A 15,532-nucleotide genomic window follows, 5' to 3' on the forward strand; every position below is an offset into this window, starting at 1 on the left:
TGCCTGAAGCTCGGCATCGACATCACGCAGCAGCCCATTCCCGTGGTGCCCGCCGCGCACTACACCTGTGGCGGTGTGGTCACCGACCTGCTGGGCCGCAGCGACATCCCCGGGCTGTATGCCGTCGGCGAAACCACCTACACCGGCCTGCATGGCGCCAACCGGCTGGCCAGCAACTCGCTGCTCGAATGTGTGGTGCTGGGCAAGACCTGCGCCGATGACATCCTCTCGCGTGCCGACGGCGCGCACCCGCCGCTGCCGGCCTGGGACGAGAGCAAGGTGGAAAACGCCGACGAGCAAGTCGTCATTTCGCACAACTGGGACGAGCTGCGTTTGTTGATGTGGAACTACGTCGGCATCGTGCGCACCACCAAGCGGCTTGAGCGCGCGCTGCACCGCATTCATTTGCTGCGCAGCGAGATCGACGACTACTACGGGAGTTTTCGCGTCACGCGTGACTTGCTGGAGCTGCGCAATCTCGTCGACTGCGCCGAGCTGATCGTGCGCTCGGCCTTGATGCGGCACGAGAGCCGTGGGCTGCACTACAGCCGCGACTTTCCGCAGACATTGCCGGTGAGTTTCCCGACGATCCTGATGCGCCCGGCGGGTCGCTCGCGGCGTGAGCCGCAGCCGCTGGGCAACGGGCCGACGGGCCTCTGGCGCTAGTCACTTCCACCCCCGTTCGCCCTGAGCTTGTCGAAGGGTCGCTGTGCACCTCGCTGGCTTCGACAGGCTCAGCCCGAACGGAGGGGGGCTCAAGCCGCGTCAAAACGCGCCAGCCGCTGGCTGATGATCGAGTGCGCTTCGGCCATGATGCGGTCGATCAGCTCCTGCACCGTTGGCACGTCGTGGATCAAGCCCGCGACCATGCCGCATGACCACGCGCCCAAGTCCATCTCGCCGTCTTTCATGATGCGCGGGTAGACACCGGCCACCTCGGCCGCGATGTCGTCAAATGTCAGCGCGGCGCCAAGCGTGCGCTCTTTTTCCAGCAGGCGATCGACGGCCGCGTTCTTCAGCACGCGCTCGGTGTTGCGCAGCGGGCGCATCACGAGGCGCGTGTCGAGCTCGCTGGCGGCGACGATGGCATCTTTCACGTTTTGGTGCACGGGTGCTTCTTTCGTCGCGATGAAACGTGTGCCCATGTTCATGCCATCGGCGCCGAGCGCGAGCGCGGCCACCAGCGAACGGCCGTCGGCCATGCCGCCGGAGGCGACGAACGGGATCTTCAGCTCTTCGGCCGCACGCGGCAACAAGATGAAGTTGGGCACGTCGTCTTCACCCGGGTGGCCGCCGCACTCGAAACCGTCGACGCTCACGGCGTCGCAGCCGATGGCCTCGGCCTTCAGCGCATGGCGCACCGAGGTGCATTTGTGGATCACCTTGACGCCGGCTTCCTTCAGCGCGGGCAGGTACTTCTGCGGGTTGTTGCCTGCCGTCTCGACCGCCTTCACGCCGCCGTCGATGATGGCTTGGATGTAGCCGGGGTAGTCGGGCGTGTTCACCATGGGCAGGAAGGTGAGGTTCACGCCGAAGGGCTTGTTCGTCATTTCGCGGCAGCGCGCGATCTCTTTCGCCAGCAGCTCGGGGCTGCGTTGCGTGAGGCCGGTGATGAGGCCCAGACCACCGGCGTTCGACACGGCCGCCGCCATCTCGGCAAAGCCGACGTAGTGCATGCCGCCCTGGATGATGGGGTGCTGGATGCCGAACATGTCGGTGATGCGGGTCTTCATGAGGCGTCCTTTGACAGTAGGTGTTTGACGGCGGTTTCGCGGATCTGGCGTTTGAGGATCTTGCCGGAGGGTGTGCGTGGCAGCGGCTGGTCGGACTTCAGGATGTAGCGCGGCATCTCGAAGCGCGCGAGCTGGCCTTCGAGAAAGCTGCGCAGCGCATCGAGGTCGAGCTTGGGACTGCCGTGCACCGTGGCGCCGACTTCTTCGCCGAGGCGTTCGTCAGGCACGGCATACACCGACGCCTCGTGCACGTCGGGGTGCATCAGCAGCGCGGCCTCGACGGCACCGCAGCCGATGTTTTCGCCGCCGCGGATGATCAGGTCCTTGATGCGGTCGACGATGTAGAGGTAGCCCTCGGCGTCGATCACCGCGACGTCGCCGGTGCGGAACCAGTCGCCGTCGAAAGACTGCGCATTGGCTTCGGGCAGGTTCCAGTAGCCGGTGAACACCGAAGTGCCGCGCACCCACAACTCGCCGCGCTCGCCGGCGGGCAGCACGCGGCCGGTTTCGTCGGTGACGCGGATCTGAAGCACCTGCGAGCAGCGGCCCGAGCTGCTGGGGTGGGCCACGTAGTCTTCACCGACGATGCCGGTGCCGATCGCATTGGTCTCGGTCATGCCCCAGCCGATGTTGGGCGCGGCCTGGGCGAAGCTCGACTTGATCTGCTTCACTTGCTCGGGCGCGCGCGGTGCGCCGCCGCCGCCGAGCGAGGCGAGCGTGCCAAGGCGATAGCGACCTGACTGCGCCACGCGCACCAGGTCGCCCGTGACGGCGGCCGGGCCGGTGAGTGAGGTCAAGCGCTCGCGGTCGATCAGCTCGGCGGCCTTCTCTGCATCCCAGCGGTACATGCTGACGATGCGCCGCTGCAGGCGGTAGCTAGTGAGATAAGACGAATGCAGCCCGGTCACGTGAAACAGCGGCACCGCCAACAGCGTGCCGCCTTGCTCGGTCGGCACGGGGCGCTCCACGCCGGCCACCGCGTCGAAGATGGCGTAGTCGAGCTCCCACGAAAGCAAGGCCGACAACACCATGCGGTGCGTCGACGGCACACCCTTGGGCCGCCCGCTCGAGCCCGAGGTGTACAGCATGATGGCCAGGTCGTCGGGCTGGATGGCGACCCGTGGCATGGGCACGTCGCCCAAGGCCTCGGTGGCCGCCTTCAGATCGCGTGCGCCGGGTGGCAATGGGGTGGCTCGTACCGCCAGCACGTGCAAGCCGGCGATGGGTGGGCGCTGGGCCAGGCGGTCGAGCCGCTCGGGGTCGGCGAACAGTGCCTTGGCACCGCAGTCGGTGAGGCCATAGGCCATCTCGTCGGCTTGCCAGTGAGCGTTCATCGCGACCGCCACCGCACCGATGGACGTGATGGCGCTGAAGGCCAGCATCCACTCGGGGTAGTTGCGCATCGAGATGGCCACGCGATCGCCGGGCTTCACACCGCACCCATGCACCAGCAGGTGGCCGATGCGCGAGGCCTGTTGCCAGGCTTGCGCAAACGTCAGGCGCTCGTTTTCATAGACGAGAAAGGGCAACTCGGTAACGTAGGCCTCGTAGTAGGCCCGCAGCGTGGGCGGCGCGTTCTTGAAGGCGCGCAGGCGACGACCTTTCACCACGATGTCTTCCAGCTCGCCCGGCTGGCCGGGAGCGGTGAGGGCGGCGATGGCCGCATCGCGTGTCATGGCTTGCATCAGCGGCCTTTGAACACCGGCTCGCGCTTGTCGACGAAAGCGCGTGCGGCCTCACGGTGGTCTTCGGTCTGGCCGGTGTGGATCTGGTGCGTGGCCTCCAGATCCAGGCACTCATCGACCTCACCCGCCATCGCGCGGTTGAGGTTTTCTTTCATGTAGCGATAGGCCACGGTGGGCCCTGCCGCCAGGCGGCGTGCGATCTCGCGGGCACGCTCGGCCAGGGCTTCGGGCGGGCACACCCAGTTGGTGAGGCCGATGCGCAGCGCTTCTTCGGCCGACACCCGCTCGCTGAGCAAGAACAACTCGCGCGCCTTGCCGGCACCGACGAGTTGCGTCATGAAATAGGTGCCGCCGTAGTCACCCGAGAAGCCCACACGCGCGAAGGCGGTGGTCATGATGGCGGTGCTGGCCATCACACGCAGGTCGCAAGCAAGAGCCAGCGCCAGACCGGCGCCCGCTGCTGGGCCGGGGATGGCGGCGATGGTCGGCTTGGGCATCTTGAAGAGCCGCCCTGCGGTCTCTCGCTGGTTGTGGCGCTGCTGGTGGATGGCTTCATCGATGGTGCGTTGGCCAACGGTGCCATCGCCCGCGGCCGCCATGCCCTTCACATCGCCGCCCGCGCAAAAGCCTTTGCCTGCGCCGGTGAGCACGATGCAGCGCACAGCGGGGTTGAACTCGGCGTCGACCAGCTGTTGTTGCAACGCCAGCACCATGGGGCGCGACAGGGCGTTGCGCGCATCGGGGCGGTTCATGGTGAGCGTCAGCACGCCTTCGTCGAGGTCGGCCAGCAGGTCGGGGGTTCCGGTGTCGCGTGTGCTCATGCTTGTGTCTCCAAGGTTCACTTCGCGAGGCCCAGTTCGCGGGCGTCTTTGTCGTAGTCGGCGTATGACGCCTTCAGCGTGGCGCTGTTGAGGATCATCTCGGCCACGAGCTTGCGCGTGCCGGCCTCGTAGACCTGAGTCCGCATCCAGCACGACTCGGTGCGGGCGCTTTCGCTGAGCGCGATGATTTCGCGTTCGAGGTCGTAGGCCTGGCCTACGAACAATGGCCCTTTCACCAGGCGGATCTGCTGCCCTGCGAACAGCCCGACCGCCGGTCTGCGGCCGCGAAACTCCGCCTTGTCGATGCTGCTGCCAAGCAGCACGCTGATCATCTCGATCGGGATGATGGCGCGGCCCCATGGCGACGAGGCGCCGCCTTCGGGCGTGTACCAGGGCGAGGGCTCGGTGATGACCTTGAGCTTGTTCGCCAGTGTGAACGGGTAGTGGCCGCCCATGTGCTGGTCGAAGCCCATCGCGATGGTTTCCTTGGCTGCACCGCGCTGGCCGACCTTCAGGTCGCGGTTGATCACCAGGCCGGTGGCGGGGCGCAGCTTGGCAATGCGCTGCGGGATCTCATGGGCCGTGTCGGGCACGTCACCGACCGAGGCGGTGCCAGTGAGCACCGGCGTGCCGTCGCGCTTCTCGGCCCAGATGCGCAGCACACGTTCGCCAGCGGCCGGAGGCTGTACGAAGGCGCGCACCTCTTCGCCTTCAACCACCATGTTCTGGTAGTGCGAGCTGATGCAGCCGCTCTCGAACCAGGCCTGGCCGAAGATCTGAAACAGCAGCGGGTCGAACTGGCTGAAGTGCGTGGGCCCTTCGATCGGGCCGGCGCGAAGGCCCAGGTCTTCGGCGGTCTTGTCGTCGTGAATGGACAGGTGGCCGTCGTAGGTTTGGTCGGCCAGCATCTGGCGCGGTTGGCGCAGTGGGCCGCACAGAGCGGGCGCGGGTGTGTCGGGGAAGGGAGCGGGCATCGCAGAAGCCTTTCGACGCAACGGACAAGAGCAACAGGATAGGCCGAAGCTTTGAGGGCCGCAGTCGCGTGCGGGTCACCGTTTGAGCCTCGGCTGTCGGATGATTCAGGCCGACCTCGAAGCTCTACGCGAAAACCCTATGCAGATCCACGCCACCACACCGCCCCCGCCCGAAGGTTGCATCGACACGCAGGTGGTCGGCAACGTGCTGCTGATCGGCATCAACCGCCCGGCCAAGCGCAATGGCTGGACGCCCGAGATGTTTCGCCAGCTGGGCGAGGCCTACACCCGGCTCGACGACGAGCCCGAGTTGCGCGTCGGCGTGTTGCATGCGATGGGCGACCACTTCACTGCAGGGCTCGACATGCCCTCGGTGCAGGCCGCTCTGGAGCGCGGCGAGAAGCTGATCCCCGAAGGCATGGTCGAGCCGCACGATTTCGGCAAGCCCGGCTACCGCCGCCGTACCAAGCCGGTGATCGCCGCAGTGAAGGGCATCTGCTTCACGGTCGGCATCGAGCTGATGCTGGGCGCCGACATCGTGGTGGCCGGCGACGATTGCCGCTTTTGCCAGAAGGAAGTGCAACGCGGCTTGATGCCCGGCGCGGGCGCGACCTTGCGCATGTCTGAGCGTGCAGGCTTGGGCAACGCGATGTTGTACTTGCTGACCGGTGACGAGTTCGATAGCGCGACCGCGTTCCGCCTCAACTTCGTTCAGAAGCTCGTGCCCAACGCGCAGGTGCTCGACGAGGCGCTCGCCATTGCGCAACGCATTGCCGAGCAGGCACCGCTGGCTGTGATCGCCACGCGCCTGAATGCCATCAAGGCGGTCGAAGAAGGGCCGGCTGCGGCGGTGGCCGACTTCGGGGCCATCAGCCAACGCATCTTCGCGAGCGAAGACTGGGCCGAGGGCGTGCGCTCCTTCGTCGAGAAGCGCGCGGCACGGTTCAAGGGGCGCTAGACACGCGCGCGCATCGCGTTGCGCGCCTGCACGAACTCGAACGCGTATTTCACTGCTTCGGCGATGGCCACTTCGTTGTGGGCGCGTTCGTTTTCGGTGAGGTAGAAAACCAGATCGACGTCGTGGCGGATGTAGCGCGGTGGCAGCCGGTTCAAGGCCACGCAGGCCACGTCGGCCAACAGGTCACGCGGGATCTGCGGATAGTTGCCGGCCGAGGTCGATACGGCCTCGAAGATGATCCGCTCGTAGTGGTTGTGGATGGATTCGAAGTCTGCGCTCATGGTGGGCGAGTGCTCGACTCAAATGCGTTCGAGCACCCGCATCGAATAGTCGACCGCCTTCACGTCCTTGGTCAAGCGGCCAATGGAGATGCGGTCAACGCCGGTGGCTGCAATGTCACGAATCTGCCCCAGTTGCACGTTGCCCGAGACTTCAAGCAGCGCGCGGCCGGCGTTGAGTGCCACGGCGTCGCGCATCAGCGGCTCGGTGAAGTTGTCGAGCAGCACGCTGGTGGCGCCGTTGTCGAGCGCCTCGCGCAGCTGGGCCAGGTTCTCGACCTCGATCTGGATGTCCACACCCGACTGCAAGGCCTGCGCGGCGCGAAACGCCGCACCCACGCCACCGGCCGCAGCGATGTGGTTCTCCTTGATCAGGATGCCGTGCCACAGCGCCAGGCGCTGGTTCTGCCCGCCACCGGCGCGCACCGCGTACTTCTGCGCCTGGCGCAGGCCGGGGAGGGTCTTGCGGGTGTCGAGCACGGCGCAACCATTCGCGTTGGGTGACGCGCCGGCAATGGCGTCCACGTGACGGCGCGTGATGGTAGCGGTGGCCGACAAGAGCTGCAAAAAGTTGAGCGCGGGTCGCTCGGCCGAAAGCAGCGCGCGGGCGTTGGCCTCGATGTGGCAGACCAGGGTGTCGCCGTTCATTTTGGCGCCTTCGTCGATGTGCCAATCAATCTGGGCCGTGTTGTCCAGCGCATGGATGCAGCCGTCGAACCACTCTTTTCCGCACAGCACGGCTGCTTCACGCACCAGCACGCGGGCTTTCACGCGCTGGGTGGCGGGCACGAGCATGGCCGTCCAGTCGTTGCGACCCATGTCTTCCATCAAGGCGTCGCGGATGTTGCGCTCGCGGGCTTGTTCAAGCGTTTCGTTGAAATCGAACATGGATCTTTTCTCAAGCCGCGCCGACGTTCGGCACCAACCCCGGCTTCTGGGTGGCGGTGGGGTTGCGTTTGACGAAGTCGAGCATGCGGTCGATGCAGCCGAGTGCCTGCGCGCGAATGGGCTCGTCGACGAAGATCTCGCCCGTGCCTTGCTCCAGGCACGACACCACGCCTTGCAGCGCGTTCATGGCCATCCACGGGCAATGCGCGCAGCTCTTGCAGGTGGCGCTTTTGCCGGCGGTCGGCGCTTCGATGATGGTCTTGCCCGGCGCCAGCTGGCGCATGCGGTGGAACATGCCGTTGTCGGTGGCCACGATGAAGGTCTGCGCGTTCATGTTGACCACGGCATTGAGCATCTGCGAGGTCGAGCCCACCACGTCAGCCTGCTCGACCACGCTCTTGGGCGACTCGGGGTGCACGAGAACCTTCGCACCGGGGTGCTGGGCCTTCAGCAGGTCGAGCTCCAGGCCCTTGAACTCGTCGTGCACGATGCAGACGCCGTTCCACATCAGCATGTCGGCGCCGGTTTCGTCCTGGATGTAGCGGCCCAGGTGGCGGTCGGGGGCCCACAGAATTTTCTCGCCCTGGTCTTTCAGGTGCTTGACGATGGCGAGTGCGCAGGAGCTGGTGACCATCCAGTCGGCGCGAGCCTTCACGGCCGCGCTGGTGTTGGCATAAACCACGACCTTGCGGTCGGGGTGGGCGTCGCAGAAGCGGGCGAAGTCCTCCGCCGGGCAGCCGAGGTCGAGCGAGCAGGTGGCGTCGAGGTCGGGCATCAGCACGCGCTTTTCGGGGCTCAGGATCTTCGCGCTCTCGCCCATGAAACGCACGCCAGCGACCACCAGTGTCTTGGCGGCATGGTCACGGCCGAAGCGGGCCATCTCCAGGGAGTCGGAGACGCAGCCCCCGGTTTCGAGCGCCAGGTCTTGCAGGTCACCGTCGACGTAGTAATGGGCGACCAGCACCGCGTTGTGTTGGGCCAGCAAGGCCTTGGCGCGGGCCTTCCATTGCTGGCGGTCTTCGGGGGTGAGCGGCTCGGGGACCTTGGCCCACGCTTGGGCGGTGCAGGTGGCGCCGCTGGCGTCTTGCAGGGGATAGTCGAACTGCACTTGGCTCATGGCGGGGTAGTGTGGCGAAGGTGGCCAAACATGGTACCCGCACCCTGCCGCACGGAGGCGGCTGGGGTCTCAGGCCAAGCCTTGTTCGGCTTCCATGAGCTTGTAGCGGGCCAGCGCTAAATTTGTGCGCTGCTTGTCCAGAACCGCAAACAAGAACAACCCCCGGTGGCGCGACACCGTGCGCATCACATGGTGGCGCGGGCCGGCGCTGGTCATCACCTCCTCGACATCGGTCGTGAGGCCGAGTTGGCGCGCGGCATGCTGGTGGGCGCGCAGCACCTGGGCGCTGGTGGCGGCGGCCAGGTCGAGATCGATGGGCTGATCGGCGCGCGCTTGTTTGGCGAGGATGAGCCCGGTGCTTGCATCGACCACGGCGCAGGCGAACACGCCGTCGAGGCCACCCAAGGTTTCGAGCACTTGCGAGGCCAACGACGGGTCGAGCGCAGGGCGGCGGCCGATGCCGTCAGCTCCGTTGGGTTGGTTGACCGATGCCGTCACGGTGGCGCTCGAGGGCACGGTGGGTGCAGAGGCAAGATCGGCCACCTTGATCTGAAAGCCGTCCAGCCCTGCGCCAGCGGGCGCCTGGGGCGGGGCCCACACCGGCTCTTTCTTGACGCGGTTCCACATGCCCAGCAGCGAGTTCCACACCGCAGACGCGCTGGTCAGCGCTTCGTTGAGCACCTGCACCTTGAGGCGTGCCGGCCACTCGGTCATGCCGATCTTGTTGGCGATCCAGACCGCGTTGGGCGGCAGCATGAAGAGCAGGGTGGGGCAACGCCAGTTGGCGTTGTTGACTGCGGTTTGCAGGGTTTGCAGCATGTCATCGATATCGTGCGACTGCATGGCGCCCACGATCACCGCCGTCATGTGGCTGCGTTCCATCAGAGCCAGGGGCACGGCGGCGTTGCTGGCGCCGGGCGCACGCACGTCGGCGTGATAGATGCGCAAAGCGTCTTCGTGGCGGCGCTCCAGGGTCGTGCGCTCGATCATCGCCAGCGTGCGCAGCGTGCCCTGCTCGCGCAGGTGCAGGCGCTCGATGGGGCGGCCGCTGGCGTCGGACAAGGCCTTGATGACCGAGGCTGCCCACACGCCGGTCGGGTCGTACAAGGCGATCAGGCGGCTGGCGGTTTCGAGGTCAGCCCGGGTCGAAGCAAAGTGGTCGCGAATGGCCTGCGCGGGGGAGCCCGAGACGACCAGGTCGCGCAGGTGGCTGTCGACCATTTGCCCGCGGTCGTTGACCTCGGTGGCCACGCTTTCCAGGATGGCGGTGGCGGCAAAGCCCTGGTCGCGTTCTTCAGGGGCTTGCTGCCCGTTACCTCGGATGGTGCGCAGGTCACCAAAGAGCGATGAAAGCATGTTGTTTTCTCCCTCGCGCATCGACCGGCGCGGTTGCTTCGCAGTCTAGGCGCGCATCAGCGGCTCACCATCCCCCACCTTGAAACCATTCGCGGAAAAGGGACATCTATTTTGGGGGGGTTGTGTCCCAGCGTTAGCTGAAGAAGCGGCTGGGCGGCGCCCCCACCGAGCGCGTCACCATCGCGGTGAAAGCGCTGGCGCTGGCGTAGCCCAGCTCGGCCGAGATCACCGCCATCGGGATCTTGCGCGCCGCCATCGACAAGGCCTTGGCCAGCAATACCTGCTGGCGCCATTGGAGGAAGGTGGTGCCCAGCTCACTGCGGAACAGCCGCGCCACCGTGCGCGGGCTGGCCCCGGCGTTGCGGGCGCAGGTCTCCAAGGTGGACCAGCGCGTGGGGTCGTCGAGCACGGCCTCGCACAGGGCACGCAGACGTTTGTCTTGTGGCAGGTCGACACCAATGGGCACGGGCAGGGCGTGGCGCAGCTCGTCGAGCACCAGGGCGCTGAGATGGCGCTCGCGCTCGGTGCTGCGCAGGGCGCCGGCTTCGACCGACAGGTGCATCACCAGCTCGCGCAGCAGACTCGACACCTCGACCACGCGGCACTCGCGCCAGGGGGAATCGGGCGCAGGGTCGGTTTCGGGGCCGCAGTGGCGATCGTCCTGGTGCAGGTAGAGCGTGCGCAACTCGGCGTCTTCGACCACCGTGACCACGTGCTCCACCCGCGGCGGGATCCACACCGCCCGCGAGGGCGGCACGATGTAGGTGCCGCGCCCGGCGGTCATGCGCACCACGCCCGTCACCGAAAACGCCAGCTGGCCCCAGGGGTGGCTGTGCGGCTCGATGTGGGTGTCGGCGGCGAGGCGGCGTGCCTTGGCGCGCACCGGGTAGTCGGCCGTGGGGGCGTAGCGCTGCGGGTCGACGGGGGGCAGGCTGGTGTGGCGGCGGGGGCTGGAAGTGGCCATGTCCGAATCTCGATAGAAATTGACGAACTATCGTAACCCGGCCGAATGGCGGCCGCCTAGAGTGCGGCATGACTTCTGTTTCCATCCCTTTGCGCCAAGACGCCAAGACCATCGGGCTGATCGGCCTCGCCCATGGCACCTCTCACTTTTTCCACATGCTGCTCGCGCCGTTGTTCCCGCTGTTCATTCGCGACTTCGGGTTCAGCTACTCCGAGCTTGGCCTGCTGGTCTCCACCTTTTTCGTGATCTCGGGCGTGGGCCAGGCCATGGCCGGCTTCCTGGTCGACCGGGTCGGCGCCCGGCCAGTGCTGTTCGTGGCCTTGAGCTGCTTCGTGCTGGCCGCGCTCGCCACCGCCACCGCCAACAGCTACGCCGGGCTGATGCTGGCAGCGGCCTTGGCGGGCCTCGGCAACTCGCCGTTTCACCCGGTCGACTTCACCATCCTCAACAAGCGGGTGTCGCAACCGCGCCTGGGCCACGCGTTTTCGGTGCACGGCATCACCGGCAACCTGGGCTGGGCGGCCGCGCCAGTGTTCTTGACCGCGTTGACGGCTGCCACCGGCTCGTGGCGCATGGCAGCAGCGGGCATGGGCGTTTGGGCCCTGCTGGTGATCGTGGTGTTGTGGATCAACCGCGAGGCCATCGACGACAAGGCCGGCAGCTGGGGCCATGAGGCAGCCGCTTCCAAGAGTGGCGTGATGGCGAAGGCCGAGCACCCGATGGCCTTCTTGCGCCTGCCTTCGGTGTGGCTCTGTTTTTCATTCTTCTTCTGGTCGACCTGCGCACTGAGCGCGATTCAAAGTTTTGCCAGCCCGGCGCTGCAAAGCATGTACGGCCTGCCTTTGTCGATCACGGCGTTCGTGGTCACCGGCTACATGCTGTTTGGCGCGGCGGGCATGGTGGTGGGTGGGTTCCTGGCGGGGCGCGCAGAGCGGCTGGAGCGCGTCATCGGCGCCTGCCTGCTGGGTGCGGCGGTGTTGCTGTGCCTGGTGGGCAGCGGGTTGTTGCCGGGTTTGCTGGCGGCGGCCGTGGCAGCGGTGGCGGGCTTCGGTGCCGGACTCGCCGGGCCGTCGCGCGACATGCTGATCAAGCAGGCGTCGCCACCCGGGGCCACCGGGCGGGTCTACGGCACGGTGTACTCGGGCCTCGATCTCGGCTTTGCCGTGGCGGCGCCGGTGTTCGGCGCCATGCTCGACCATGGCTCGGCCAGCAGCGTGTTCTACGGCTCGGCGCTCACGCTCGCGCTGGGGGTGGCCTCGGCTTCGTTGGTGGGCATGGGCATTGCGCAGCGCGGGGGTCGTAAAGTCGCTGCATGACGACGACTTCTGCTTCGCGAATCGCCGGCCACGTGCTGGTCGAGGCCCTGATCGCGCAGGGTGTGGATACCGTGTTCGGTGTGCCCGGCGAGAGCTACCTCGCGGTGCTCGATGGCTTTCACGAACACCGCGAGCGCATCCGCTTCATCGCGTGCCGCCAGGAAGGCGGTGCTTCTTTCATGGCCGAAGCACAGGGCAAGCTCACTGGGCGACCGGGGGTGTGCTTCGTGACGCGCGGGCCCGGTGCGACCAACGCCAGCATCGGCCTGCACACCGCGTTTCAAGACAGCACGCCGATGGTCCTGTTCATCGGCCAGGTGGCGAGCGACCAGCGCGATCGCGAGGCGTTTCAAGAGCTCGACTACCGCCAGATGTTCGGCCCCGGCACGCTGGGTTTTGCCAAGTGGGTGGGCGAGGTGCACGACGCCGACCGCCTGCCCGAATACGTGTCACGCGCCTTCCATACCGCGATGCAAGGCCGCCCCGGCCCGGTGGTGCTGGTGTTGCCCGAAGACATGCTGACGCGTCTCACCTCCGTGCCGGTGTTGCCACGTGCCGAGCCGGCGCATGCCTGGCCGGCGCCCGGTGGGCTGCGTGAGGTGCGCAGCATGCTGCTGGCGGCGCAGCGGCCCTTCGTCATCGTCGGCGGCAGCGGCTGGGACGCGGCCGCGTGCGCCGCGATGCAACGCTTTGCCGAGAACTGGAAGCTCCCGGTGGGCTGCGCCTTCCGCTTTCAAGACTGCTTTGACAACTCACATCCCAACTACGCGGGCGACGTCGGCATCGCCCTCAACCCCAAACTGGCCGAGCGCATCAAGCAGGCCGATCTTGTACTGGCGATCGGCCCGCGTTTAGGCGAGATGACGACCAACGGCTACACGCTGCTCAAGCCGCCGCGCCCGGCGCAAAAGCTGATCCACATGCACGCAGGCGCCGAAGAGCTGGGCCGTGTGTACGCCGCCGATTTGTTGTTGCAGTCGTCGATGGCCGCAGCGGCCAAGGCATTGGAAGGTCTGGCCGCGCCCACCCAATTGCCCTGGGGCGACTGGACGGCGCAGGCCCACGCCGACTACGAAGCCAACCAGGTGGCCCCGCCGGTGGCGCCGCTCGACATGGCGGTGGTCATCAAGACCATCCAGCGCCTGGCACCCGCCGACACCGTTTACACCAACGGTGCCGGCAACTACGCTGGCTGGTTGCACCGCTATTGCCGCTATCCCGGCTTGCAACACCACGGCCGCACGCAGCTTGCGCCGACCTCGGGGGCCATGGGCTATGGCGTGCCAGCCGCGGTGGCCGCGGCCTTGTTGTACCCACAGCGCACGGTGGTCAACATCGCGGGCGACGGCGACTTCTTGATGACCGGGCAAGAGCTCGCCACCGCCACCGGCTACGGCGCCAAGAGGCTGATCAGCGTGGTGGTCGACAACGGCACCTACGGCACCATCCGCATGCACCAGGAGCGCGAGTACCCGGGTCGGGTGAGCGGCAGTGATCTGTTCAACCCCGACTTTGCGGCGCTGGCCCGCGCCTTCGGTTGGCAGGCCCACAGCCTGGACAGCACGGCCCAGTTCGAACCCGCCTTTGCCGAAGCGCTGACGGCGCAACGACCCTGCCTGCTGCACCTGAAGCTCGATGCCGACGTGAGCACGAGTCGCACGACGCTCAGCGCCATCCGTGAAGCGGCGGCCCGAAATCTCAACCATCCCCTGAAACCACCATGAGCCACCCCGACTTCGCCACCTGCGACCTCTGCGACGCCCACAAGAACGACACCGACGGCTCGTTCCGCGTGTTGCCCCCGGCTTTTCGCGACTACGGCAAACGCATCAAGTTCTCGGGCACCGTCACCACCGTGAAGTGCTTCGAAGACAACACCTTGGTGAAGGCCGCGCTCGACACCCCCGGCGATGGCCGCGTGCTGGTGGTCGACGGCGGCGCGTCGTTGCGGCGGGCCCTGGTCGGCGGCAACCTCGGTGCGGCGGGTGCCAGGAACGGCTGGGCCGGCATCGTGGTCGATGGCTGTGTGCGCGACAGTGCCGAACTCGCGGCGTGCGACCTCGGCATCCGCGCACTCGGGCTGATGCCGCTGCCCACCGAGAAGCGCAACGAAGGCCAGCGCGACGTGCCGGTGCAGATCCAGGGGGTGTGGGTGCGCCCCGGCGACTGGCTGTATGCCGACGAAGACGGCATCGTCGTGACAGCCGCTCCCGCCTGAGCCACGCATGCCCTCGCGTGGCCTGAGCGCCCCGACCGTGCTGCTGACCGGCTTCGATGCCTTCGGCGGCGCTGCGCTCAACCCGAGCTGGCTGGGCGCTCAGGCCTTGCACGGGCGCCAGATTGCGGGCCATCGCGTGGTGGCCGCGCGCCTGCCCACGGTGTTTGACACCTCGTTGCGCGAGCTGCATGAGCTGCTGGCACTGCACGTGCCGTCGCTGGTGCTGTGCGTGGGTGTGGCCAGCGGGCGGCAGGCCTTGTCGCTGGAGCGGGTGGCGATCAACATCAACGACGCCAGCCTGGCCGACAACCACGGCGCCCAGCCTGTCGACACGTCCGTGGTTCCGCAAGGCCCCGTCGCCTACTTCAGCAGCCTGCCGCTGAAGGCGATGTTGCTGGCGCTGCGGCGCCATGGCCTGCCGGCCGAGCTGTCGCAGAGCGCGGGCACCTTCGTCTGCAATCACGTTTTTTATGGGCTGATGCATGTGCTGGCGACCGATGTTCGCTGGCAGCGCACGCGCGGTGGCTTTGTGCACGTGCCCGACCTGTCGGTGATCGGCCTGCCCGAGCTGGTGGGTGGCTTGCACCTGATGCTGGAGACCGCGCTCACGACGCACAGCGACGCGCACTTTGCCGCCGGCTCCGTCTCCTGACGGTCTTTGCCGCGCTTCGCCGCTTCAGACCGCGGCGCTCTGGCCGATATGACCTGAACGACCCCTCGCGCCGAGGGTGAGATTGTCATTTTCGGAGCGCACCCCACGGCATGGATCGACCGGCTGAAGCTGTCCCATCGTTTGATCGCCGCATTTGGCGTGGCCATCGTGTTGACCGTGGTCTTGGGGGCATCGCCTTCCTGCAACTGCGCCAGGTGAACGCAGCCGCCAACGACCTGCAGACCCGCTGGATGCCGGCGGTGCGCGCCGCGCTCGAGTGGCGCAGCGACTTGCAGACGATCCGCCTGGCCACCTTGCAGCACGCCATGGCCGCCAACGAGCGCGAAAGACGCCGCCACGGCAACGCGGTGGCGGCCGCCACCGAGCAATATCAAAAACACGAGGCCGAGTTCCTGGCCCTGGTCACTCTCGAAGAGCAACGCAGGCTGCTGGGCGAGATCCGCACGTTGAACGAGGCCTTCGTCGGTGTGACCAAGCAGGTGCTGGAGGTCTCGAGCAAAGAAGGCACCGAAGCGGCCATCACCTTGCAGAACACCGAGGCCCGGCCGCGT

The 15,532-nt window shown here is 66.9% G+C and carries 16 protein-coding genes; 7 read left to right on the forward strand and 9 right to left on the reverse strand.

The annotated features are described in order from the left end of the window. Positions 1 to 666, forward strand: a 666-nt coding sequence (locus tag RMO40_RS14285; RefSeq protein WP_309722477.1) for an FAD-binding protein, incomplete at its 5' end; no start/stop codon positions are given. Positions 667 to 755: 89 nt separating this feature from the next. On the opposite strand, the gene RMO40_RS14290 is transcribed toward RMO40_RS14285, so the two are convergent. The 4 genes from RMO40_RS14290 to RMO40_RS14305 are packed head-to-tail and all read right to left on the reverse strand — an operon-like array spanning position 756 to position 5,213. Then, positions 756 to 1,733, reverse strand: a complete 978-nt coding sequence (locus RMO40_RS14290; RefSeq protein ID WP_309722480.1) for a nitronate monooxygenase — start codon at positions 1,731 to 1,733, stop codon at positions 756 to 758. After that, complete coding sequence (locus RMO40_RS14295; RefSeq protein ID WP_309722483.1) at positions 1,730 to 3,409, reverse strand: AMP-binding protein; 1,680 nt, start codon at positions 3,407 to 3,409, stop codon at positions 1,730 to 1,732. The genes RMO40_RS14290 and RMO40_RS14295 overlap by 4 nt, the downstream gene beginning before the upstream one ends. 8 nt (positions 3,410 to 3,417) lie before the next feature. Beyond that, positions 3,418 to 4,239, reverse strand: coding sequence for an enoyl-CoA hydratase (locus RMO40_RS14300; protein WP_309722486.1), 822 nt, complete (start codon positions 4,237 to 4,239; stop codon positions 3,418 to 3,420). 17 nt (positions 4,240 to 4,256) lie between these two features. Further along, the gene (locus RMO40_RS14305; protein ID WP_309722490.1) at positions 4,257 to 5,213 is read right to left on the reverse strand and encodes a hypothetical protein; all 957 of its coding nucleotides are present in this window, start codon (positions 5,211 to 5,213) and stop codon (positions 4,257 to 4,259) included. Positions 5,214 to 5,352: 139 nt separating this feature from the next. Here RMO40_RS14305 and RMO40_RS14310 point away from each other — a divergent pair, with 139 nt between their 5' ends. After that, positions 5,353 to 6,171 (forward strand): crotonase/enoyl-CoA hydratase family protein, encoded by an 819-nt coding sequence (locus tag RMO40_RS14310; RefSeq protein ID WP_309722494.1) that lies wholly within the window; start codon positions 5,353 to 5,355, stop codon positions 6,169 to 6,171. Here RMO40_RS14310 and RMO40_RS14315 read toward each other — a convergent pair. From RMO40_RS14315 to RMO40_RS14335, 5 genes are all read right to left on the reverse strand, one after another. Beyond that, the gene (locus RMO40_RS14315) at positions 6,168 to 6,452 is read right to left on the reverse strand and encodes a late competence development ComFB family protein (protein WP_309722497.1); all 285 of its coding nucleotides are present in this window, start codon (positions 6,450 to 6,452) and stop codon (positions 6,168 to 6,170) included. The two genes, RMO40_RS14310 and RMO40_RS14315, sit on opposite strands and share 4 nt — an antisense overlap. A gap of 18 nt (positions 6,453 to 6,470) precedes the next feature. Beyond that, on the reverse strand, positions 6,471 to 7,337 hold the full coding sequence (gene nadC / locus RMO40_RS14320; RefSeq protein WP_309722500.1) for a carboxylating nicotinate-nucleotide diphosphorylase: 867 nt from the start codon (positions 7,335 to 7,337) through the stop codon (positions 6,471 to 6,473). Between the two features lie 10 nt (positions 7,338 to 7,347). After that, entirely contained in the window at positions 7,348 to 8,454 is a 1,107-nt protein-coding gene (nadA, locus tag RMO40_RS14325; protein ID WP_309722503.1) for a quinolinate synthase NadA, read from the reverse strand. 69 nt (positions 8,455 to 8,523) lie between these two features. Then, positions 8,524 to 9,810 carry a hypothetical protein gene (locus RMO40_RS14330; protein WP_309722506.1) on the reverse strand — a complete coding sequence of 429 codons (1,287 nt, stop codon included), beginning with the start codon at positions 9,808 to 9,810 and terminating at the stop codon, positions 8,524 to 8,526. A gap of 133 nt (positions 9,811 to 9,943) precedes the next feature. Then, positions 9,944 to 10,774 carry a helix-turn-helix transcriptional regulator gene (locus RMO40_RS14335; RefSeq protein WP_309722511.1) on the reverse strand — a complete coding sequence of 277 codons (831 nt, stop codon included), beginning with the start codon at positions 10,772 to 10,774 and terminating at the stop codon, positions 9,944 to 9,946. Positions 10,775 to 10,842: 68 nt separating this feature from the next. Here RMO40_RS14335 and RMO40_RS14340 point away from each other — a divergent pair, with 68 nt between their 5' ends. The 5 genes from RMO40_RS14340 to RMO40_RS14360 form a co-directional block, all read left to right on the forward strand. Continuing rightward, the gene (locus tag RMO40_RS14340; RefSeq protein ID WP_309722514.1) at positions 10,843 to 12,090 is read left to right on the forward strand and encodes an MFS transporter; all 1,248 of its coding nucleotides are present in this window, start codon (positions 10,843 to 10,845) and stop codon (positions 12,088 to 12,090) included. After that, positions 12,087 to 13,814 (forward strand): thiamine pyrophosphate-dependent enzyme, encoded by a 1,728-nt coding sequence (locus RMO40_RS14345; RefSeq protein ID WP_309722517.1) that lies wholly within the window; start codon positions 12,087 to 12,089, stop codon positions 13,812 to 13,814. Before RMO40_RS14340 ends, RMO40_RS14345 begins: the two co-directional genes overlap by 4 nt. Next, a complete protein-coding gene (gene rraA / locus RMO40_RS14350; protein WP_309722520.1) occupies positions 13,811 to 14,308 on the forward strand; it encodes a ribonuclease E activity regulator RraA in 498 nt (165 codons plus the stop codon). The genes RMO40_RS14345 and rraA overlap by 4 nt, the downstream gene beginning before the upstream one ends. Positions 14,309 to 14,315: 7 nt before the next feature. Continuing rightward, complete coding sequence (pcp, locus tag RMO40_RS14355) at positions 14,316 to 14,960, forward strand: pyroglutamyl-peptidase I (protein ID WP_309722523.1); 645 nt, start codon at positions 14,316 to 14,318, stop codon at positions 14,958 to 14,960. A 110-nt stretch (positions 14,961 to 15,070) separates the two neighbouring features. After that, positions 15,071 to 15,532: MCP four helix bundle domain-containing protein (locus RMO40_RS14360; RefSeq protein WP_309722526.1), on the forward strand; the 462-nt coding region annotated here is incomplete at its 3' end.

The sequence above is a fragment of the Rhizobacter sp. genome (assembly GCF_031412075.1).
Taxonomy (GTDB): Bacteria; Pseudomonadota; Gammaproteobacteria; order Burkholderiales; family Burkholderiaceae_C; genus Rhizobacter.